Source organism: Paucibacter soli, assembly GCF_037482845.1.
Lineage (GTDB): Bacteria > Pseudomonadota > Gammaproteobacteria > Burkholderiales > Burkholderiaceae_C > Paucibacter_B > Paucibacter_B soli.
Genome location: NZ_JBBHJW010000001.1, coordinates 740258 through 758272, shown reverse-complemented (window position 1 = coordinate 758272; position 18015 = coordinate 740258). Strand labels below are relative to the sequence as shown.

General features: G+C 65.2%; 23 protein-coding genes. 19 read left to right on the top strand and 4 right to left on the bottom strand.

Annotated elements, in window-relative coordinates; all coding sequences use genetic code 11:
- The first annotated feature begins 54 nt into the window (after positions 1-54).
- The 3 genes from WG898_RS03590 to WG898_RS03580 are packed head-to-tail and all read left to right on the top strand — an operon-like array spanning position 55 to position 2239.
- Positions 55-891 (top strand): PhzF family phenazine biosynthesis protein, encoded by an 837-nt coding sequence (locus tag WG898_RS03590; protein ID WP_339601371.1) that lies wholly within the window; start codon positions 55-57, stop codon positions 889-891.
- A gap of 8 nt (positions 892-899) precedes the next feature.
- On the top strand, positions 900-1616 hold the full coding sequence (locus WG898_RS03585) for an alanyl-tRNA editing protein (RefSeq protein WP_339601613.1): 717 nt from the start codon (positions 900-902) through the stop codon (positions 1614-1616).
- Positions 1613-2239, top strand: coding sequence for a glutathione S-transferase family protein (locus tag WG898_RS03580; RefSeq protein ID WP_339601370.1), 627 nt, complete (start codon positions 1613-1615; stop codon positions 2237-2239). The genes WG898_RS03585 and WG898_RS03580 overlap by 4 nt, the downstream gene beginning before the upstream one ends.
- 11 nt (positions 2240-2250) lie before the next feature.
- On the opposite strand, the gene WG898_RS03575 is transcribed toward WG898_RS03580, so the two are convergent.
- Positions 2251-2700, bottom strand: a complete 450-nt coding sequence (locus WG898_RS03575; RefSeq protein ID WP_339601369.1) for a c-type cytochrome — start codon at positions 2698-2700, stop codon at positions 2251-2253.
- Positions 2701-2828: 128 nt separating this feature from the next.
- Here WG898_RS03575 and WG898_RS03570 point away from each other — a divergent pair, with 128 nt between their 5' ends.
- From WG898_RS03570 to WG898_RS03500, 15 genes are all read left to right on the top strand, one after another.
- Positions 2829-3518: a cytochrome b/b6 domain-containing protein gene (locus WG898_RS03570; protein ID WP_339601368.1), complete on the top strand. Its 690-nt coding sequence runs from the start codon at positions 2829-2831 to the stop codon at positions 3516-3518.
- 20 nt (positions 3519-3538) lie between these two features.
- Positions 3539-4030: a GNAT family N-acetyltransferase gene (locus tag WG898_RS03565; RefSeq protein ID WP_339601367.1), complete on the top strand. Its 492-nt coding sequence runs from the start codon at positions 3539-3541 to the stop codon at positions 4028-4030.
- 32 nt (positions 4031-4062) lie between these two features.
- On the top strand, positions 4063-4953 hold the full coding sequence (locus tag WG898_RS03560) for an SMP-30/gluconolactonase/LRE family protein (protein ID WP_339601366.1): 891 nt from the start codon (positions 4063-4065) through the stop codon (positions 4951-4953).
- Positions 4954-5105: 152 nt separating this feature from the next.
- Positions 5106-5627, top strand: a complete 522-nt coding sequence (locus WG898_RS03555; protein WP_339601365.1) for an ATP synthase subunit I — start codon at positions 5106-5108, stop codon at positions 5625-5627.
- Between the two features lie 2 nt (positions 5628-5629).
- The gene (gene atpB, locus WG898_RS03550) at positions 5630-6520 is read left to right on the top strand and encodes a F0F1 ATP synthase subunit A (RefSeq protein ID WP_339601364.1); all 891 of its coding nucleotides are present in this window, start codon (positions 5630-5632) and stop codon (positions 6518-6520) included.
- A gap of 65 nt (positions 6521-6585) precedes the next feature.
- Positions 6586-6831, top strand: a complete 246-nt coding sequence (gene atpE / locus WG898_RS03545; RefSeq protein WP_058721792.1) for a F0F1 ATP synthase subunit C — start codon at positions 6586-6588, stop codon at positions 6829-6831.
- Positions 6832-6869: 38 nt separating this feature from the next.
- Positions 6870-7340, top strand: coding sequence for a F0F1 ATP synthase subunit B (locus WG898_RS03540; protein ID WP_285234936.1), 471 nt, complete (start codon positions 6870-6872; stop codon positions 7338-7340).
- A gap of 2 nt (positions 7341-7342) precedes the next feature.
- Complete coding sequence (locus WG898_RS03535) at positions 7343-7876, top strand: F0F1 ATP synthase subunit delta (protein WP_339601363.1); 534 nt, start codon at positions 7343-7345, stop codon at positions 7874-7876.
- An 87-nt stretch (positions 7877-7963) separates the two neighbouring features.
- Positions 7964-9517, top strand: a complete 1554-nt coding sequence (atpA, locus tag WG898_RS03530) for a F0F1 ATP synthase subunit alpha (RefSeq protein ID WP_339601362.1) — start codon at positions 7964-7966, stop codon at positions 9515-9517.
- A 54-nt stretch (positions 9518-9571) separates the two neighbouring features.
- The gene (gene atpG, locus WG898_RS03525; protein ID WP_339601361.1) at positions 9572-10444 is read left to right on the top strand and encodes a F0F1 ATP synthase subunit gamma; all 873 of its coding nucleotides are present in this window, start codon (positions 9572-9574) and stop codon (positions 10442-10444) included.
- 42 nt (positions 10445-10486) lie between these two features.
- The gene (atpD, locus tag WG898_RS03520; RefSeq protein ID WP_339601360.1) at positions 10487-11899 is read left to right on the top strand and encodes a F0F1 ATP synthase subunit beta; all 1413 of its coding nucleotides are present in this window, start codon (positions 10487-10489) and stop codon (positions 11897-11899) included.
- An 81-nt stretch (positions 11900-11980) separates the two neighbouring features.
- Positions 11981-12394, top strand: a complete 414-nt coding sequence (locus WG898_RS03515) for a F0F1 ATP synthase subunit epsilon (RefSeq protein ID WP_339601359.1) — start codon at positions 11981-11983, stop codon at positions 12392-12394.
- 74 nt (positions 12395-12468) lie between these two features.
- Entirely contained in the window at positions 12469-13338 is an 870-nt protein-coding gene (locus WG898_RS03510; RefSeq protein WP_339601358.1) for a D-hexose-6-phosphate mutarotase, read from the top strand.
- Positions 13339-13582: 244 nt separating this feature from the next.
- Positions 13583-14059, top strand: a complete 477-nt coding sequence (locus WG898_RS03505; RefSeq protein WP_339601357.1) for a hypothetical protein — start codon at positions 13583-13585, stop codon at positions 14057-14059.
- A 23-nt stretch (positions 14060-14082) separates the two neighbouring features.
- Positions 14083-14664, top strand: a complete 582-nt coding sequence (locus WG898_RS03500; protein ID WP_339601356.1) for a hypothetical protein — start codon at positions 14083-14085, stop codon at positions 14662-14664.
- Between the two features lie 7 nt (positions 14665-14671).
- On the opposite strand, the gene WG898_RS03495 is transcribed toward WG898_RS03500, so the two are convergent.
- The 3 genes from WG898_RS03495 to WG898_RS03485 are packed head-to-tail and all read right to left on the bottom strand — an operon-like array spanning position 14672 to position 16707.
- The gene (locus WG898_RS03495) at positions 14672-15172 is read right to left on the bottom strand and encodes a TPM domain-containing protein (RefSeq protein ID WP_444718898.1); all 501 of its coding nucleotides are present in this window, start codon (positions 15170-15172) and stop codon (positions 14672-14674) included.
- Between the two features lie 14 nt (positions 15173-15186).
- Positions 15187-16080, bottom strand: a complete 894-nt coding sequence (locus tag WG898_RS03490) for a TPM domain-containing protein (protein ID WP_339601354.1) — start codon at positions 16078-16080, stop codon at positions 15187-15189.
- A 9-nt stretch (positions 16081-16089) separates the two neighbouring features.
- Positions 16090-16707, bottom strand: a complete 618-nt coding sequence (locus WG898_RS03485) for a LemA family protein (protein ID WP_339601353.1) — start codon at positions 16705-16707, stop codon at positions 16090-16092.
- A 97-nt stretch (positions 16708-16804) separates the two neighbouring features.
- On the opposite strand from WG898_RS03485, the gene hemE reads away from it, so the two are divergent.
- Positions 16805-17890 (top strand): uroporphyrinogen decarboxylase, encoded by a 1086-nt coding sequence (gene hemE / locus WG898_RS03480; RefSeq protein ID WP_339601352.1) that lies wholly within the window; start codon positions 16805-16807, stop codon positions 17888-17890.
- Positions 17891-18015: the final 125 nt, after the last annotated feature.

Below are 18015 nucleotides of genomic sequence, written 5' to 3'. Positions count from 1 at the left end.
ATCAGCCCCCTAATATCGACCCGGGCCGCTTGGGCCCGCCGCGAATCCGGAGTCATGAAGTCACGACGTTTTGCCCAGGTGGATGTGTTCACCGATGTGGCCCTGCGGGGCAATGCGCTGGCGGTGGTGGTCGACGCCGAGGGGCTCAGCGACGCGCAGATGCAGGCGCTGGCATGCTGGACGCAGCTGTCCGAGACCACCTTCTTGCTGCCGCCTAGCGACCCAGCCGCCGACTATCGCCTGCGCATCTTCACGCCGGCCGGCGAGCTGCCCTTTGCCGGCCATCCGACCCTGGGTTCGGCCCATGTCTGGTTGAGCCATGGCGGTGTTCCCAGGCGCGCGGATGAGCTGGTGCAGCAATGCGGCATCGGACTCGTGCGCGTGCGGCGCGACGGCGAGCGCCTGGCCTTTGCTGCGCCGCCGTTGCGGCGTAGCGGGCCGGTGGACGCGGCGCTGCGCGAGCAGGTGGCGCGGTCCTTGCGCCTGGCCGAGCAAGACCTGCTCGACGTGGTCTGGGTCGCCAATGGTCCGCCCTGGGTCGGCGCCAGGTTGCGCAGTGCAGCCGCGGTGCTGGCGCTGCAGCCCGACTATTTGGCCATGCAGGGCATCGAGCTGGGCGTGGTGGGCGCTTATCCCGAGGGCGGGCCGGCGCAGTTCGAGGTGCGTGCCTTTGTGCCCGGCCAGCCTCAGCCGGAGGACCCCGTCACCGGCAGCTTGAACGCCGGTTTGGCGCAATGGATGATGGGCGCCGGACTGGCTCCCGCGGCCTATCTGGTTTCACAGGGCACCGCTTTGCAACGTGCTGGCCGGGTTCATGTGCGGCGCCAGGGCGATGACATCTGGATCGGTGGCGATGTCACGTCCTTGATCCAAGGGCAGATAGGACTTTGATGACGATGCTGACCGAAGACTTGTTTCGAGAAGACGCGCAGCTGGTCGAATGCCAGGCGCGTGTGCTGCGCGTGGACGAGCGCGGCGTGTTGCTGGATCGCACGGTGTTTTACCCGCTTGGCGGCGGCCAGGCCGGCGACGCCGGCGAACTGCTGCTGCCCGACGGCCGTGCGCTGCGCATCGCCGACACCCGCAAGGGCGAGGCGGGCGAGATCCTGCATCTGCCGGCGCCGGAGCAGCCGGAGCTGCTGGCGGCGTTGGTGACGGGGCTGGTCGTCGGCGCCCGCATTGACTGGGCACGCCGGTATGCGCATATGCGCTTTCATACCGCCACGCACCTGCTGTGTGCGCTGGTGCCGCATCCGGTCGACGGCTGCTCGATCACCGCGCAGTACGCAAGGCTGGACTTTCATATGACCGAGCCGCTGGACAAGGACGAGCTCACGGTCGGGCTGGCGCGCCTCATCGCCGAAGCGCATGCCGTCAGCCACAGCTGGATCAGCGACGAGGAACTCGATGCCAATCCCGGCCTGGTGCGCAGCATGAGCGTGCAGCCTCCGCGCGGCTCGGGCCGGGTGCGGGTGCTGCAAATAGAGGGTGTGGACCTGCAACCCTGCGGCGGCACGCATGTGTCGAACACGGCCGAGATCGGTGCCGTGGTCGTCACCAAGATAGAGAAGAAGTCGGCCAAGACCCGCAGGGTCGTGCTGGGGTTTGCAATATGACGATGAAGATACTGGGCAAGGCCTCGTCCATCAATGTGCGCAAGGTCTTGTGGACCTGCGCCGAGCTGGGCCTGGACTTTGAGCGCGAGGACTGGGGCGCGGGCTTCGCCGACCCGCAGACGCCCGAGTTCCTCAAGCTGAACCCGAACGGCATGGTGCCGGTGCTGGTCGACGGCGGCTTCGTGCTGTGGGAGAGCAACAGCATCTGCCGCTACCTGGCGGCACGCGAGGCGCGCGGCGATCTCCTGCCGGCAGCGCCGCAGCCACGCGCCCGGGTCGAGCAATGGATGGACTGGCAGGCCGGCGAGCTCAACAACAGCTGGCGCTACGCCTTCATGGGCCTGGTGCGCCAGAGTCCGGCGCACCAGGATGCCGTGGCACTGGCGGCCGGCGTGGCGGGCTGGAACCGGCACATGGCCATGCTGGACGCGCAGCTGGCGGCCGGCGGCCCTTATGTGCTCGGGGCCGACTTCACGCTGGCCGATGTGGTGCTGGGCCTGTCGGTGCACCGCTGGGTCGTGGCGCCGCTTGTGCATGCCGAGCTGCCCGCTGTGCGCGCCTATTACCAGCTTTTGAGCGCGCGTCCGGGCTTTATGGCGCATGGCCGCAATGGCCAGCCCTGAGGGACCTGCGCTTACTCGTTGCGGAAGTTGTCGTGGCAGGCCTTGCAGGTCCTGGCGGTATTGCCGAACGCGACCTTGAGCTGGTCCAGATTGTTTGATTTGGCGGCCTGCACCAGCTTGCTAGCCTCGGCCTGCAGGCTTTTCGCGGCCTCGTCGAACTTGGCGCGTTCGCTCCAGACATTGGCCTTGGGGCTGCCCTTCTCGCTGCCGCCCGTGCCTTCTACAAAGCCTCCATAGGGCAGCTTGGCGAGTTCGGCCACGATCTCGGCATTGGCCAGCGCGGCAGCGGCGTCGAAGGGCACACGCCCTTGCGCCATCGCGCCGATGCGTCCGAAATGGGTCGCCATCACGGTGAAGGCCGCCTTGCGGTACTTGACCGCATCTTCGGGCTTCTGGAACTGGGCGTGAGATGGCAGGGCGCTGCACAGGCCGACGGCCAGTGCGATCAGGTAACGCTTCATGCTGGAAATCCTTGCAATGTTCGGGTGGCTGGTGCCGGGGCTTGCCCGGGCCAGCGAGTGTATGCAGGGCCGAAATGTTTGGGTTATCGTCGGCACATGTCCTTCTCTTGCCAACAGCGCTTGCTGCCATGAACGAGGCGACGGCTGAATTGCGGGCCCGGGTGCGCGTGTGGGATCTGCCGACGCGGCTGTTCCACTGGGCCCTGGTGCTGGCCGTGCTGGGCTCGGTGCTGAGCGCCAAGCTGGGCGGCAATGCCATGGTCTGGCATATGCGGCTTGGCTATGCGGTGCTGACCCTGGTGGCCTTCCGGGTGCTCTGGGGGCTGGTGGGCGGCCATTGGTCGCGCCTGCAGCATCTGATCTACAGCCCGGCGGCGATCTGGCGCTATCTGCGCCACCAGCCGCTGCCGGGCGAGCGCTTCGACATCGGCCACAACCCGCTGGGCGGGCTCTCGGTGCTGGCGATGCTGGTGTGGTTGCTGCTGCAGGTGGGCTCGGGGCTGATCGCCGACGACGAGATCTCCGTCACAGGCCCGCTGATCCGTTTCGTTAGCAGCGAGCAGAGCCTGGCCTGGACGGCCTATCACAAGCACCTGGGGCAATGGGGCTTGCTGGCCTTGGTGGCCGCCCATGTGCTGGTGGTGCTGTTCTACCGCTTCGGCAAGGATCGCGACCTGCTGGGCCCGATGTTCAGCGGCGACAAGCAGCTGCCCGCCCATGTGCCGGCATCGCGCGATTCGCTCGCCACGCGCCTGTTCGCGCTCACCCTGCTGGGCGCCTGCGGCGCCGCGGTCTACCTGCTGGTGAGCCTGGGCTGATGGGTACACTGCCGGCCTGCATGGAAACACCCGATATCAGCCTGGTCCTGCCGGAGTCGCCCGAAGGCATTGAACTCACCCGCGAGATCCTGCGCGAGTACGCACAGTCCCTGGGCGTGGACCTGTGCTTCCAGAATTTCGAGGCCGAGCTGGCCGGTTTGCCGGGCGAATATGCCCAGCCCGCCGGTCTGATGCTGCTGGCCATGGTGGATGGTCAGCTGGCCGGCTGTGGCGGCTTTCGCCCGGCGCCGGATGTGGACTATCCCAATGCCTGCGAGATGAAGCGCCTGTTCGTGCGCCCGGCCTTCCGGCGTTTCGGCCTGGGGCGCTTGCTGGCCCAGGCCCTGATCGACCGCGCCACCGAGTCGGGCTATTCGGCCATGCTGCTGGATACCCTGGACGATATGGAGGCGGCGCGCGGCCTCTACGAAAGCCTGGGCTTCGAAGAGATCCCGCCCTACTACTTCAACCCGATCGCGGGCGCCCACTACCTGAAAGTGGAGCTGGGCTGAGTTACGCAGCGGTACGGCGCTAGCATCGCGCCATGCCGATCGAACTTGCCTGTCCGCAGCCCGCCACCCTGGGCGAATCGCCGCTGTGGCACCCTTTGGAGCAATGCCTCTACTACGTGGACATCGCCGCGCGCCAGGTCTTGTGCCTGCGCGAGGGTGAGGCGCAGCCGCGGGTCTGGCAGCTGGCCAGCGAGCCGGGTTGCATCGCCGCGCTGGCCGGCGGTGGCCTGCTGGTCGCGCAGCGCAACGGCCTGTGGAGACTGGACACGGCCAGCGGCGCGCATGAGTGCCTGATGCCACCGCCCTTTGATCCCGGCAGGCAGCGTTTTAACGATGGCAAGCCCGATGCACAGGGGCGCTTCTGGGTCGGCACGATCGACGATGCGCGCCAGCCCGAGGCGGGCCTGTACCGCTTCGACGGCCAGCGCTGCGAGAGGGTCGCCGACGGCATCACCACCTCCAACGGGCTGGCCTGGAGTCCCGACCAGCGCCGCATGTACTGGTCGGACACCAAGGCCCACGCGGTCTACGCTTTCGATTTCGACGCCGGCCAGGGCGCGCTGGGTCCGCGCCGCTTGTTCGCGCAATTCGAGCCGCGCCAGGCCGATCAGGCCCTGGACGACTATGCCGGCCGGCCCGACGGCGCGGCGGTGGATGCCGAGGGCTGCTACTGGGTCGCGATGTTCGAGGGACAGCGCCTGTTGCGGCTGTCGCCTTCCGGCGAGTTGCTGCAAACCCTGCGGTTGCCGGTGCGCTGCCCCACCATGCCGGCATTTGGCGGCCCGGACCTGCGCACGCTCTACATCACCACGGCACGCGAAAAGCGCCCCGCCGAGGAGCTGGCCGCCCAGCCCTGGGCCGGTTGCGTGCTGAAGTTGCGGGTGGATGTGCCGGGGCTGCCGGCCCAGCTCGCACGGCTCTGAGCGCTTGCATGGAGCCCAAGGCCAAGGGTGACTAAAGCCACAGCGTGCGCTTTGTCAAGCCCGGCCGCAAAGGCATGTGCAGCGCTGCGTTACCTGGGCGTAAGGGGAAACCACATATAATCCTTGGGTTTTGCTGATTGCACCCCCAAGCCGTGAGCCCTGAGAACCTGCGCGCCCGTGACAATGCCGCGCCGCAGGCCAGGCCTGACGATGCCTGGGGAGATGAGGTCGGCGAAGAGCCTTTCAAGGTGCTGTCGCGTGAAGAAGCGCAAAGCCTGCGGGCCGGGTGGCCAAAGTGGTCGCCCTGGCGCCTGGTGGCGGTGCAGGCCCTGGCAGGCGTGGTGATGGCTGCGCTCTGGTGGTTGTTCACGCAGGAGAGCAGCAAGGCGTGGTCGGCGCTGTGTGGCGCGATCGCGGTGGTGGTGCCCAACGGCCTGATGGCCTGGGGTGCGACCAGACGAACGGTGACGGATGCGGGAGCGGCCTTGCTCTCGATGATGTTCTGGGAGTCGATCAAGATTTTGCTGGCCATTGCCATCCTGGTGGTGGTGGCCAAACGGGTGGCGGATCTGAGTTGGCTGGCGATGCTGGTGACCATGATCCTGTGCCTGAAAGTTAATTGGCTGGTCCTGCTCACGCGGGGCCGTTCTACAAGCATTAGTGACGGAAACTGACGATGGCAGCCGAAGGACACGCGCCGAACGCGGGCGAATACATCCAGCACCACCTGCAGCATATGCAGGTCAATTTCTCGGGGCAGGCGGTCAAGCAGACCAGCATCGTTGACTTCAGCCTGTTCAATCTGGACTCGCTGATCTATTCGGTGATCCTGGGCGTGCTGGGCTGCTTCATCCTGTGGCGCGCCGCGCGCAAGGCCACCTCGGGCGTGCCGGGGCGCTTCCAGGCGGCCGTCGAAATCGTCGCCGAAATGGTCGAGAACCAGGCCAAGGGCGTGATCCACAACGCCGCCAGCCGCAAGGTCATCTCGCCGCTGGCCCTGACGGTGTTCGTCTGGATCTTCCTGATGAACTTCATGGACATGCTGCCGGTGGACCTGCTGCCCTCGGCCTGGACCCAGGTCTGGGCCTCGATGGGCCACGACGCGCACCACGCCTATATGCGTGTGGTGCCCACCGCCGACCTTTCCACCACGCTGGGCATGTCCACCAGCGTGCTGCTGGTGTGCTTCTTCTACAGCGTCAAGATCAAGGGCGTCGGTGGTTGGACGCATGAACTGCTGGCTGCGCCCTTTGGCGACAAGTGGTTCCTGTACCCGATCAACTTCCTGATGCAGCTGATCGAATTCGCTGCCAAGACCGTCTCGCACGGCATGCGACTGTTCGGCAATATGTTTGCCGGCGAGCTCGTGTTCATGCTGATCGCGCTGATGGGTGGTGTCTGGGCCTGGAGCTTGAACCCCCTCACGGGCGGCTTCTGGCTGGGCTTCGGTCATGTGGTGGCCGGTACGGTGTGGACCCTGTTCCACATCCTGATCATCACGCTGCAGGCCTTCATCTTCATGATGCTGACCTTGATCTATACGGGCCAAGCGCACGACGCGCACTGATCCGCAAGCTGTCTTTCTCTTTTCTTCCCTTTACTTTTTTCTTCTATTCCATTCAGGAGCTAATCATGGAAAACATCCTCGGTCTCGTCGCACTGGCTTGCGGTCTCATCGTTGGTCTGGGCGCTCTGGGCGCTTCTATCGGTATCGCTCTGATGGGCGGCAAGTTCCTGGAGTCTTCGGCTCGCCAGCCTGAGCTGATGAACGAACTGCAAACCAAGATGTTCATCTTGGCCGGTCTGATCGACGCTGCCTTCCTGATCGGTGTGGCTATCGCTCTGCTGTTCGCATTCGCCAAGCCCTTCGCGATCTAAGCGGCTCGCCCACCTTTCACGGTTGAAAGGATCGTGCTGTGAATATCAACGCAACCCTGTTCCTGCAAGCGATCGTCTTTGCGATCCTTGTGTGGTTCACCATGCGCTTCATTTGGCCGCCTGTGATGAAGGCGCTGGATGAGCGTGCGCAGAAGATCGCTGACGGGCTGGCTGCGGCCGACAAGGCCAAGAGCGAATTGGCAACCGCCAACAAGCGCGTTGACGAGCAACTGAGCCAGGCGCGCAACGAAACCACCAAGCAGCTGGCCGACGCCGAAAAGCGTGCCGCTGCGATCGTGGACGAAGCGAAGAAGCGCGCAGAAGATGAAGGCGCCAAGATCGTGGCTGCTGCCAAGGCCGAGGCCGAACAGCAAGCCGCGCGTGCCCGTGAGGCCCTGCGCGAGCAGGTCGCCGCACTGGCCGTGAAGGGCGCCGAGCAAATTCTGCAACGCGAAGTCAATGCCAGCGTGCACGCCGAATTGCTGGGCCGTCTGAAGACGGAGCTGTAATCATGGCTGAGCTCGCAACCATTGCACGCCCTTACGCTGAAGCGCTCTACCAGGTCGCGGTCAAGCATGATGTGAAGGCCTGGGGCGCGGCGCTCGACGCGCTCGCCCTGGTCGCGCGTGATGCCGATCTGCGCCAGTTCGCCGACAACCCCAAGGTCACGTCCGAGCAGGTGTACGCGGTGATGACCGCGGCCGCCAAGCAAGACCTGGCCCCGGAGCTGCAGAACTTTCTGCGCGCGGTGATCGAGAACGGCCGCTTGGGCGCGCTGCCCGAAGTGGTGGCGCAGTTCCATGTGCTGGCCAATGCCGCAGCCGGCGTGGCTGATGCGCAGATCTTCAGCGCCTATCCCATCGATGCAGCCCAGCTGAGCGATGTGATTGGCACCCTGGAGAAGCGTTTCGGTCGCAAGCTCGAAGCCCATGTCACGCTGGAGCCTTCACTCATCGGCGGTATCCGTGTGGTGGTCGGCGACGAGGTGCTCGACACCTCCGTCAAGGCCCGCCTGGAACGCATGAAAGTGGCGCTCACAGCTTAAAAGCTAGCGCGAGAAGACACCTATTCCGATTCATCCCTGTGTCACCCGCGCTCTGGCAACAGACGCCCGACCAGATGGGAGCAAGCAATGCAACTGAATCCTGCTGAAATTTCCGAATTGATCAAGAGCCGCATCGAGGGCCTTGGCACATCGACGGACGTCCGCAACCAGGGCACCGTGGTGTCCGTCTCCGACGGTATCGTCCGCATCCACGGCCTGTCCGACGTGATGCAAGGCGAAATGCTGGAGTTCCCCGCCGCCGCCGATGGTCAACCCACCTACGGCCTGGCGCTGAACCTCGAGCGCGACTCCGTGGGTTCCGTGATCCTGGGTGCCTACGAGCACATCTCCGAAGGCGACACCGTGAAGTGCACGGGCCGCATTCTGGAAGTGCCCGTCGGCCCCGAGCTGATCGGCCGCGTCGTGAACGCCCTGGGCCAGCCGATCGACGGCAAGGGCCCGATCAACGCCAAGATGACGGACGTGATCGAAAAGGTCGCTCCCGGCGTGATCGCCCGTAAGTCCGTGGACCAGCCGGTGCAGACCGGTCTGAAGTCCATCGACTCGATGGTGCCCGTGGGCCGCGGCCAACGTGAGTTGATCATTGGCGACCGTCAGACCGGCAAGACTGCCGTCGCGATCGACGCCATCATCAACCAAAAGGGTCAGAACATGACCTGCATCTACGTCGCCATCGGCCAGAAGGCGTCGTCGATCAAGAACGTGGTGCGTGCCCTGGAAGCCAATGGCGCGATGGACTACACCATCGTGGTGGCCGCCTCGGCCTCCGAGTCGGCTGCCATGCAGTACGTCTCGGCCTACTCCGGCTGCACCATGGGCGAGTACTTCCGCGACCGCGGCCAAGACGCGCTGATCGTGTATGACGACCTGTCCAAGCAGGCCGTGGCCTACCGCCAGGTCTCGCTGCTGCTGCGTCGTCCGCCCGGCCGCGAAGCCTTCCCCGGCGACGTGTTCTATCTCCACAGCCGTCTGCTGGAGCGCGCAGCCCGCGTGAACGCCGATTACGTGGAAGCCTTCACCAAGGGCGAAGTGAAGGGCAAGACCGGTTCGCTGACCGCGCTGCCCATCATCGAAACCCAGGCCGGTGACGTGTCCGCCTTCGTTCCGACCAATGTGATCTCGATCACCGACGGTCAGATCTTCCTGGAAACCAGCCTGTTCAACGCCGGTATCCGCCCCGCCATCAACGCCGGTATCTCGGTGTCGCGCGTCGGTGGTGCAGCGCAAACCAAGCTGATCAAGAACCTGTCCGGCGGTATCCGTACCGACCTGGCCCAGTACCGTGAGCTGGCCGCGTTTGCGCAGTTCGCTTCCGATCTGGACGAGTCCACCCGCAAGCAGCTGGACCGCGGTGCCCGCGTGACCGAGCTGCTCAAGCAGGCCCAGTACTCGCCGCTGCCGATCAGCCTGATGGCTGCCACGCTGTACGCGGTGAACAAGGGCTTTATGGACAGCCTGGACGTCAAGAAGGTTCTGGCTTTCGAGCACGGCCTGCACCAGTTCCTGAAAACCAGCCACGCCGCCCTGCTGGCCAAGCTGGAGGCCGACCGGGCCATGGACAAGGATGCTGAAAGCCAGCTGAACGAGGCCATCACCACGTTCAAGAAGTCCTTCGCCTAATGACCATGACCGGGCTGTGATGCAAAGAACGGCCCGGACCTAACAGGAGAAATCATGGCATCAAGCAAGGAAATTCGCGGCAAGATCAAGAGCTTCGAGAACACGAAGAAGATCACCAAGGCCATGGAGCTGGTGTCCGCTTCCAAGATGCGCAAAGCGCAAGACCGGATGCGTGCGGCCCGCCCCTACAGCGAGAAGATCGGCAATATCGCCGCCAATCTCGCCCAGGCCAACCCCGAATACCAGCACGCCTTCCTGGTCAAGAACGACCAGGCCAAGACGGCCGGCTACGTGGTGGTGACAACCGACAAGGGTCTTTGTGGCGGCTTGAACACCAACCTGCTGCGCGCCACCACCAACAAGCTCAAGGAGCTTGAGGGCGCGGGTCAGAAGGCGGAAGTCGTTGCCATCGGCAACAAGGGCTACGCCTTCATGAACCGCATCGGCGCCAAGGTGGTCGCGCATGCCACGCAGCTGGGCGACCAGCCGCATATCGAGAAGCTCATTGGCCCCGTCAAGGTGCTGCTGGACAAGTACGCCGCAGGCGAGCTGTCGGCCGTCTACCTCTGCTATACCCGCTTCATCAACACGATGAAGCAGGAGCCGGTGGTGCAGCAGCTGCTGCCGCTGTCGGCTGACAGCATGAAGACCGCTGCTCACAGCCACTCGTGGGATTACATCTACGAGCCGGATGCGGGCACCGTCATCGACGAGCTACTGGTGCGCTACACCGAGGCCCTGATCTACCAGGCCGTGGCCGAGAACATGGCGTCCGAGCAATCGGCGCGCATGGTGGCCATGAAGGCCGCTACTGACAACGCCGGCAACCTGATCGCCGAACTGAAGCTGGTCTACAACAAGACCCGCCAGGCCGCGATCACCAAGGAACTGTCCGAGATCGTCAGCGGCGCCGCCGCCGTGGGCTGATCGCTTCGAACGCAAAAGTTTTGGAATTGAAGGAACGAAAAAATGGCTAACACTCAATCAGTGGGCAAGATCGTTCAGTGCATCGGCGCCGTGGTGGACGTGGAGTTTCCGCGCAACCAGATGCCGCAGGTCTATGACGCGCTGAAGATGGAAGGCTCGGCTCTGACGCTGGAAGTCCAGCAGCAGCTGGGCGACGGCGTGGTGCGTACCATTGCGCTGGGCTCGTCCGACGGCCTGCGCCGCGGCACCGAGGTCTACAACACCGGCGAGAACATCAAGGTTCCGGTCGGCAAGGCAACCCTTGGCCGCATCATGGACGTGCTGGGCAACCCGATCGACGAGCGCGGCCCCGTGGCTGCCGAGTCGACCGCGTCGATCCACCGCGCTGCACCCTCGTACGACGAGCTGAGCCCCTCGCAGGACCTGCTGGAAACCGGCATCAAGGTGATCGACCTGATCTGCCCGTTCGCCAAGGGCGGCAAGGTGGGTCTGTTCGGTGGCGCCGGCGTGGGCAAGACCGTGAACATGATGGAGCTCATCAACAACATCGCCAAGGCCCACAGCGGTCTGTCGGTGTTCGCTGGTGTGGGCGAGCGTACCCGTGAGGGCAACGACTTCTATCACGAGATGGCCGACTCCGGCGTGGTGAACCTCGAGAAGCTCGAGGACTCCAAGGTCGCGATGGTCTACGGTCAGATGAACGAGCCCCCGGGCAACCGTCTGCGCGTGGCCCTGACCGGCCTGACGATCGCCGAGTCCTTCCGTGACGAAGGCAAGGACGTGCTGTTCTTCGTGGACAACATCTACCGCTACACGCTGGCCGGTACCGAAGTGTCGGCACTGCTGGGTCGTATGCCTTCGGCCGTGGGCTACCAGCCGACGCTGGCCGAAGAAATGGGCCGTCTGCAAGAGCGCATCACCTCGACCAAGGTCGGTTCGATCACCTCCATCCAGGCCGTTTACGTGCCAGCGGACGACTTGACCGACCCCTCGCCCGCCACCACCTTCGCCCACCTGGACGCAACGGTCGTGCTGTCGCGTGACATCGCCTCGCTGGGTATCTACCCCGCCGTGGACCCGCTGGACTCGACCTCGCGTCAAGTGGACCCGAACGTCGTTGGCGAAGAGCACTACAACACCACCCGTGCCGTGCAGGGCGTGTTGCAGCGCTACAAGGAACTGCGCGACATCATCGCGATCCTGGGCATGGACGAGCTGTCGCCGGAAGACAAGCTGGCCGTGGCCCGCGCGCGCAAGATCCAGCGTTTCCTGTCGCAGCCCTTCCATGTGGCCGAAGTCTTCACCGGCTCGCCCGGCAAGTACGTGCCCCTGAAGGAAACCATCCGCGGCTTCAAGATGATTGTCAACGGCGAGTGCGACCACCTGCCCGAGCAGGCCTTCTATATGGTCGGCACCATCGACGAAGCTTTCGAGAAGGCCAAGAAGATGCAGTGATGAGGCACTGGGGCGTCAGAGCCATGAGTTCTCGCCCCAACCGCATGACTGAATCTTTTCAACCGCTTAAGGAAGATTGACATGGCAACCATCCACGTTGATGTGGTTTCCGCCGAAGAGCAGATCTTCTCCGGCGAGGCCAAGTTCGTCGCGTTGCCGGGCGAGGGCGGTGAGCTGGGCATCCTGCCCCAGCACACCCCGCTGATCACCCGCATCAAGCCGGGCGCGGTGCGCATCGAGTGCGCCGACGGCAGCGAAGAGTTCGTGTTCGTGGCCGGCGGCATTCTCGAAGTGCAACCCGGCACCGTGACCGTGCTGGCCGACACCGCGATCCGCGGCAAGGACCTCGACGAAGCCAAGGCCACCGAGGCCAAGCGCCTCGCGGAAGAAGCGATGAAGAACGCCAAGACCGATATCGACTTTGCCGCTGCGCAAGGCGAATTCGCCACCATGGCGGCCCAAATCGTTGCGCTGCGCAAGTTCCGCAAGAAGTAAATAAGCAGCCCGGCTGCTCACGGCGCCCGCCGACGCAAGTCAGGCGGGCGTTCCTTTTTTGTATTCTGTGCCCTATGTCTACGCCCATCGCCATCACCCGCCACCAGGGCATGGAAGCCCTGGAGCTCCGCGCCCCCGACGGCGCCCGTGCCACCGTGCTGCTGCATGGCGGCCATGTGCTGTCCTGGGTGCCCGCCGGTGCGGATGAGCAACTCTATGTGTCCCCTCAGACGGCGATGGCCTCTGGCCAGGCGATACGCGGCGGCGTGCCGGTGATCTTTCCGCAGTTTGCCGCGCGCGGCCCGCTGCAGCGGCATGGCTTCGCCCGCACCAAACCCTGGCAGCTGGTGTTGGCCGAGCAGGGCGAGAGCGACGCGCTGGCGGTGCTGCGCCTGACGGATGACGCTGCCACCCGTATGTTCTGGCCGCATGCCTTCGAGCTTGAGCTGAGCGTGCGCGTGGCCGGCCGCGATCTCGAGATCGAGCTGGCCTGCGAGAACAAGGGCGATCAGATGTTCAGTTTCAGCGCCGCGCTGCACAGCTACTTCCGCTTGAATGCACTCAGCGACGCCAGCCTGCAGGGCCTGTCGGGTTTGCAGTACTGGGATTCCGTGGCCAACGCCGAGCGCCAGCAGCGTACCGACCTGCTTCTGCCGGGCAGCCCCGGTGCGCAGGACCTGGATCGCGTCTACTACCAGGTCAAGCAAGACCTGACCCTTGTCGAGCAGGGCGAGCAGACGCAGCGTCAGCTGTTGTTGCGCCACACGGGTTTCGAAGATGCCGTTGTGTGGAATCCTGGCGCTCAGAAATGTGCCGCGCTGGCGGACATGCCTGCAGACGGTTATCAGCGCTTTCTGTGCATCGAAGCGGCCGCTATCGAGCATCCGGTGCAGCTTGCGCCCGGTGAGTCATGGGCGGGCATGCAATCCGTGACCTTGCTGTGAAGAACTGCGGGTAATTCCCCGTCGGCAATTGGCCTCAGATGGAGGGAGCCGTGCTGTGCCGTTGGTAATATCCGCGCCCGGTAGGGGCCATGCGCGGGAGGCGTGCATAGGCGATCGAGACCGCCGCTGACATTGGAACAGCAAGCGCGGTGGGTCGAGATCAGTGCGTGCCTTGGTGGGCGCAGTCTTCACATGTCTCCCTGAGGAAGAAATCCGTACTCGTGCAGCCGAGAACCAAGCCAGTGTGCATGCCCTGCCGATTTCATATCTCAACAGGGAAACCCACATGCCATTCACGCCCGTACGCGCCATGCAGCGCATTGTTCTGACTGTCAGCCTGTGCGCCTTTCTCGGCGCCTGCGCCACGGCCTCCAAGGACATCTCCGCGGCCTACATCTCGCCGATGCAGTATCAGAGCTACGACTGCCAGCAACTCGGCGCAGAGACCCAGCGCCTGCAGGCGCGCTACGTCGAACTGGGCGGCCGGCTGGACCAGGCAGCGTCCAATGACAAGGCGCTGGTTGGCGTCGGCATGATCCTGTTCTGGCCGGCGCTGTTCGCCCTGGGAGGTACCAAGCAGCAAGAAGCCGAATACGCGCGCCTGCGCGGCGAGTTCGACGCCGTACAGCAAGCCAGTGTGCAGAAGCACTGCGGCATGGCTGCGGCGCCGGCGGACAAGCAGGCGGCCGCGCCGGCGCAGGCCGCCAGCGCCGTCAACTGATGATCGACTTACGGGAGCAAACCATGAACCAACTCGTTCAGACCGCCAAGATCGCGCTCGCGCTGGCTACTGCCGCAGCACTCGTCGGATGCGCCACGCCAGCACGCGTCGATCAGATGCAGACCAACTCTTCGCTGGCCACTCGCACTGCTGTTGCCAACTCGAAGATGCGCGAGAGCATCGCCATTCGAGATGTCACCGGTGGCCAGGAAACCAACCCCATGTGGATCTCCAATGTTTCCAGCAGCGACTTCGAGCGCGCGCTGGAGGCTTCGCTGAAGGACGCCGGCCTGTGGCAACCGAACCGTCAGGCCGGCAAGTATCTGCTGGTGGCGCATCTCGAAAAGCTTGACCAACCCCTGGCCGGCTTCAGCATGACCGTTACCGCAAATGTGCGCTACACGCTGATCGAGCGCAGCAGCAACAAGACAGTGTTCGAGCGCACACTGGCCACCCCCTACACGGCCCAAATGAGCGATGCCTTCCTGGGTGCGGAGCGCCTCAAACTGGCCAATGAAGGTGCCGTTCGCAGCAATATTCAGCAGTTGATCGACGCCCTCATCAATCTCAAGCTGGACGTGGCCGAAGTGCAGATGCAACGCTGACTTGCTGTCAGAGCAGGGCGGGCTCGTCTGGCAACTCGTTCGGATTGAGCTCGCCCGCGCGCAGCGGGAAATGCAGCGCCAGCATCTCGCCTACCGCGTCGATGGCCTGGCTGAGGCCGGCCTCGAACGCACCATCGCGGAAGGCGCCGCGCATGCGCGCCAGCAAGGCGTTCCAGGCTTCGGGGCCGACGCGCCGGGTGAGGCCGCGGTCGGCAATGATCTCGATGCGCCGCTCCACCAGCAAGAGGTAGATCAGCACGCCGTTGTTGTCTTCGGTGTCCCAGACGCGCAGCTTGCCGAACAGGGCCAGGGCGCGCTCGCGCGCGCTGGCCCGGCGCCACAGATAGGTCAGCGGCAGGCTGGCCTCCACGCAGATGCGGATCTCGCCGCCGTGGCGGGCCTCGCTGGCGGCCACGCGCTGGCGCAGGCGCTGCAGCGCGGGCTCGGGCAGCACACGGCGGGCGTCGGCCTCGTCCCAGAGCCGATGCTTGAGCAGGCGTCTTAGCAAGCCGGTTTGCGCCATCACCAGTCCCCCGAGGCGCCGCCGCCGCCAAAGTCACCGCCGCCGCCCGACGAGAAGCCGCCGCCACCGCTGCTCGACCCACCGCCGAAGCCACCGCCGCCCCAGATCACCGGGCCGCCGTGGCTGTTGCGTCCGATACCGCGCCGCGCGGCACCCACGCCCATCACGCCCACCAGCAGCAGGCTCACCAGCGCGGCCGCAGCGGCCACCAGCAGGCTGGTGCTGAGCAGCCAGGCCAGCGCACCCGCGCCGCCGGCGGTGAGCAGGCTGCCCAGCTTGCGGCCAAAGATGGCGGTCAGCGCGGCGCCGAGTATCGGCACGCCGATGAAGATGATGGCTCCCCAGTCTTCGATGCCCAGGCCGAGATCCTGGGCGGGGGCGCGCTGCGCCGCCGGGGCGGGCAGGGCCTCGCCGCGGATGCGCGCCGCCAGCGCGTCAACGCCGAGGTTCAGGCCGCCGGCGTAGTCGCCCGCCTTGAAGGCCGGGCTGATCACTTGCTGGATGATTTGCCTTGCCGCCAGATCCGGCACCGCGCCTTCCAGCGCCTTGGCCACTTCGATGCGCAGCTTGCGATCGTCCTTGGCCACCACGATCAGCAGGCCGTCACCGACCTCGCGCCGGCCAAGCTTCCAGGCATCACCGACGCGCTGTGCGTAAGCTGCGATGTCTTCGGGCGCGCTGCTGGCGACCATCAGGATCACCAGCTGCGCGCCGCTTTCCTGCTCGAACTTCGCCAGCTTTGCCTCCAGCGCGCTGCGCTGGGCGGCGCTGAGCGTGCCGGTCTGGTCAATGACTTGCGCCGTCAGCACCGGCACAGGCCTCAGCTCCTGCGCCAGCGCGGGCAGGGCCAGCGAAGAGAAGGCCCAGAGCAGCAGCAGCAGCCAGCGGCGCATCGCGGGGCCCTATTTGGAGGCCGGCTTGTCGAAGCTCACGGTCGGCGCGTTCTTGATCTCGGCCTCGTTCTGCACCTGGAAGCTGGGCTTGACCGCGTAGCCAAACACCATCGCCGTCAGGTTGCTGGGGAAGGAGCGGGTCAGCACGTTGTAGTCAGCTACCGACTTGATGTAGCGGTTGCGCGCCACCGTGATACGGTTCTCGGTGCCCTCCAGCTGCACGCGCAGATCCTGGAAGCCCTGGTTGGCTTTCAGGCTGGGGTAGTTTTCGCTCACCACCAAGAGGCGCGAGAGCGCGCCGCTCAGCTCGCCCTGGGCGGCCTGGAATTTCTTCAGTGCCTCGGGGTCCTTGGCCAGTTCGGGCGTGACCTGGATGGCGGTGGCCCTGGCGCGTGCCTCGACCACCTTGGTGAGCGTCTCCTGCTCGAAGTTGGCCTCGCCCTTCACCGTGTTGACGATGTTGGGAATCAGGTCGGCGCGGCGCTGGTATTGGCTCAGCACCTCGGCCCAGCTGGCGCCGACCTGCTCGTCCAGGCGCTGGAACTCGTTGTAGCCGCAGCCGGAGAGGCCAAGGGTGGCGGCCGCCATGGCGGTGGTCAAGGCCGCACGCTTCAGACTCACATTCATTGCAAGGCTCCCGGTTGGATTGAAGGACGCAACAGCAGATGGTGCCGACCTTGCCCAGATCAAGGCCAGGCAAGTATCGCAGCGGATAATCGCTGCCATGAGTGCCACCCCCCTGCAAAACGACACCTTCCTGCGCGCCTGCCTGCGCCAGCCCACCGACTACACCCCCGTCTGGCTGATGCGCCAGGCGGGCCGCTACCTGCCCGAGTACCGCGACACGCGCGCCAAGGCCGGCAGCTTCATGGGTCTGGCCACCAACACCGACTACGCCACCGAGGTGACGCTGCAGCCGCTGGAGCGCTATCCGCTGGACGCCGCCATCCTCTTCAGCGACATCCTCACCGTGCCCGATGCGATGGGCCTGGGCCTCTCGTTCCAGATCGGCGAGGGCCCCAAGTTCGCGAAAGTGGTGCGCGACGAGGCCGCCGTGGCCGAGCTGGCCGTGCCGGATATGGACAAGCTGCGCTATGTGTTCGACGCCGTCAGCTCGATCCGCAAGGCCCTGAACGGCCGCGTGCCGCTGATCGGCTTCTCCGGCAGCCCCTGGACCCTGGCCTGCTATATGGTGGAAGGCGGCGGCTCGGACGACTACCGTCAGGTCAAGAGCCTGATGTATGCGCGCCCCGACCTGATGCACCGCATCCTGCAGATCAATGCCGATGCCGTGGCCCAGTACCTGAACACCCAGATCGAGGCGGGCGCCCAGGCGGTGATGCTGTTCGACTCCTGGGGCGGCGTGCTGGCCGACGGCATGTTCCAGCGCTTCAGCCTCGACTACTCGCGCCGCGTGCTGGCCCAGGTGAAGACCGAGCACGAGGGCCAGCGCATCCCACGCATCCTCTTCACCAAGGGCGGCGCACTCTGGCTGGACGAGATCGCCGCCGCCGGCGCCGATGTGGTGGGCCTGGACTGGACCGCCAACCTCGGCCGCGCGCGCGCCCAAGTGCAGGACAAGGTGGCCCTGCAGGGCAATCTGGACCCGAACGTGCTGTTCGCCCCGCCCGCCGCCATCCGCGAGCAGGCGCGCGCCGTGCTGGACAGCTTCGGGCGGCCGCAGCGCGCCGATGGCAAGTGGGGCGGCCATGTCTTCAACCTTGGCCATGGCATCAGCCAGCACACTCCGCCCGAGCATGTGCTGCACCTGGTCGACGAGGTGCACAACTACTCGCGCACGCTGCGCTGAGACCGCGCCGCCGGGCGTGAAATAGGTCCGCCGCAAATGGACTTATCCCCAATTCGAGGCATGTCACCGGCGCAGGCTTCAGATGCTGCATTGCAGCTTGGGGTTTTCACGATTGAAGCCTAAGT

What these genes read in the sequence shown, in the direction of transcription:
- WG898_RS03590 (WP_339601371.1), top strand. Translation starts at nt 55, where the DNA reads ATGAAGTCACGACGTTTTGCCCAGGTGGATGTGTTCACCGATGTGGCC.
- WG898_RS03580 (WP_339601370.1), top strand. Translation starts at nt 1,613, where the DNA reads ATGACGATGAAGATACTGGGCAAGGCCTCGTCCATCAATGTGCGCAAG.
- WG898_RS03575 (WP_339601369.1), bottom strand. Translation starts at nt 2,700, where the DNA reads ATGAAGCGTTACCTGATCGCACTGGCCGTCGGCCTGTGCAGCGCCCTG.
- WG898_RS03570 (WP_339601368.1), top strand. Translation starts at nt 2,829, where the DNA reads ATGAACGAGGCGACGGCTGAATTGCGGGCCCGGGTGCGCGTGTGGGAT.
- WG898_RS03565 (WP_339601367.1), top strand. Translation starts at nt 3,539, where the DNA reads ATGGAAACACCCGATATCAGCCTGGTCCTGCCGGAGTCGCCCGAAGGC.
- WG898_RS03560 (WP_339601366.1), top strand. Translation starts at nt 4,063, where the DNA reads ATGCCGATCGAACTTGCCTGTCCGCAGCCCGCCACCCTGGGCGAATCG.
- atpB (WP_339601364.1), top strand. Translation starts at nt 5,630, where the DNA reads ATGGCAGCCGAAGGACACGCGCCGAACGCGGGCGAATACATCCAGCAC.
- atpE (WP_058721792.1), top strand. Translation starts at nt 6,586, where the DNA reads ATGGAAAACATCCTCGGTCTCGTCGCACTGGCTTGCGGTCTCATCGTT.
- WG898_RS03535 (WP_339601363.1), top strand. Translation starts at nt 7,343, where the DNA reads ATGGCTGAGCTCGCAACCATTGCACGCCCTTACGCTGAAGCGCTCTAC.
- atpA (WP_339601362.1), top strand. Translation starts at nt 7,964, where the DNA reads ATGCAACTGAATCCTGCTGAAATTTCCGAATTGATCAAGAGCCGCATC.
- atpG (WP_339601361.1), top strand. Translation starts at nt 9,572, where the DNA reads ATGGCATCAAGCAAGGAAATTCGCGGCAAGATCAAGAGCTTCGAGAAC.
- atpD (WP_339601360.1), top strand. Translation starts at nt 10,487, where the DNA reads ATGGCTAACACTCAATCAGTGGGCAAGATCGTTCAGTGCATCGGCGCC.
- WG898_RS03515 (WP_339601359.1), top strand. Translation starts at nt 11,981, where the DNA reads ATGGCAACCATCCACGTTGATGTGGTTTCCGCCGAAGAGCAGATCTTC.
- WG898_RS03510 (WP_339601358.1), top strand. Translation starts at nt 12,469, where the DNA reads ATGTCTACGCCCATCGCCATCACCCGCCACCAGGGCATGGAAGCCCTG.
- WG898_RS03500 (WP_339601356.1), top strand. Translation starts at nt 14,083, where the DNA reads ATGAACCAACTCGTTCAGACCGCCAAGATCGCGCTCGCGCTGGCTACT.
- WG898_RS03490 (WP_339601354.1), bottom strand. Translation starts at nt 16,080, where the DNA reads ATGCGCCGCTGGCTGCTGCTGCTGCTCTGGGCCTTCTCTTCGCTGGCC.
- WG898_RS03485 (WP_339601353.1), bottom strand. Translation starts at nt 16,707, where the DNA reads ATGAATGTGAGTCTGAAGCGTGCGGCCTTGACCACCGCCATGGCGGCC.
- hemE (WP_339601352.1), top strand. Translation starts at nt 16,805, where the DNA reads ATGAGTGCCACCCCCCTGCAAAACGACACCTTCCTGCGCGCCTGCCTG.